Annotated in this window: 1 protein-coding gene; it reads left to right on the forward strand. The window is 54.2% G+C overall.

Annotated elements, in window-relative coordinates; genetic code table 11:
- Positions 1 to 173 precede the first annotated feature (173 nt).
- Positions 174 to 1385: an IS1249 family transposase gene (locus tag HMPREF2807_RS00345; RefSeq protein WP_070509568.1), complete on the forward strand. Its 1212-nt coding sequence runs from the start codon at positions 174 to 176 to the stop codon at positions 1383 to 1385.
- Positions 1386 to 1447: the final 62 nt, after the last annotated feature.

Consider the following 1447-nt stretch of genomic DNA (forward strand, 5'->3'; position numbering starts at 1 on the left):
GGCTTAAGGGACATTTCGTGTGGATAAACCGGTACGGTTTCCTGGAACAGCCTGGGATAATGCGGTGATCTTGATTTTGAATCGGTTCCAACAGCCCGATCGATGGAATCAACACCGGATAGTCCTAGGTCTGTGATAGGAGGACTGCAGCTGGTGCGGTAAGGCCAATTCCTATGGCTAATAGGAATCGACCGTCATGTGACATGTGCGGGCACGGACTGGTTAAGAACGGCAAAACCGCGGCAGGAACCCAACGCTGGCTGTGTCCTCAGTGCAACGTTTCATCGATTAATACCCGCGCACGCGCCAGCGAGATTCGGCACTTCAAAATCTTTATTGACTGGATTCTTTCCGGTGAATCCGCAGACCATTTAGCTAAACGCCTTGGGGTAACCAGACGAACGTTGACCCGATGGTTCAAGCTTTTGTGGTTTATCACCGTGCCCACGTCTACTGACCCCTATCGTGTCTACGACCAGGTCTTTATCGACGGCACCTACTTTCACAAGAAATGCCTGCTGGTCGCCTGCACCAATACACACGTCATCGCCTGGCATTGGTGCCTGCGCGAAAGCTCATACGAGTACCTAAAGCTGCTCGACAAAATCGCGCAACCACTTATCGTCACCACCGACGGGGCAGGCGGAGCGCTCAAGGCACTGCGCATTAAATGGCCCGACGTGAAAATCCAGCGGTGCCTAGTTCACGTCCAGCGCAACACTTTCGCCGATATCAGCCGCAACCCGATTCACCCAGCGCATAAAGCAATCCGGAAACTGGGCTACATGCTTGTTCAGGTACACAACCGTGAAGATGCTGCGCGGTTTACTGCTGCAGTCCACCACACCCGCATCACCTTTGCTGATTGGCTTAAACAGCGCACCTACCGCAGTGCTATACCGGCAGGCCAAGTACCGAAATGGGTCAGCGCTAACCAGAAATGGTGGTACACCCACCGCAACGCCCGCAGGGCTCTAAAACGTTTGGAAAAACTCATCCACGCCGGACAATTATTTACCTTCCTTGACCCGCCTGAAGGTGTCACACAGGACTTAAAAGCCACCACAAACCTGCTAGAAGGCGGCATCAACAAACAGCTCAAAGACTTAGCCGGCAATCATCGTGGCATGTTCGATGAGCATCAGCGCATCACCATGGACTGGTGGCTCTACACCCACACCGAAGACTCGGTAGCGCCGCTGGAGTTAGCCAAGCAACAAGACTTCGGACGCCAAGGAGAAAAAGCCGCACGCAAGGCATGGGCGAAAGAAGAACTTAAACGGCGCGGCCACCCAGACGGGCGACCTGCCGCATTCGACACCGGCATCGACAACGAATGGAACCCCAGCTTAGGCGTAAGAAAAGGCTGGGCCGGACGCGCCTAAATCCACACGAAATGTCCCTTAGTGCGACACGCCGCAAATCCACACGAAATGTCCCTTAAGCC

Origin of the sequence: Corynebacterium sp. HMSC074A09 (assembly GCF_001811545.1) — a bacterium.
In the GTDB taxonomy this organism is placed as follows: Bacteria; Actinomycetota; Actinomycetes; order Mycobacteriales; family Mycobacteriaceae; genus Corynebacterium; species Corynebacterium hiratae.

Bases quoted from the DNA above. Each gene is read 5' to 3' on its own strand.
- HMPREF2807_RS00345 (WP_070509568.1), top strand. From the start codon at position 174: ATGGCTAATAGGAATCGACCGTCATGTGACATGTGCGGGCACGGACTG.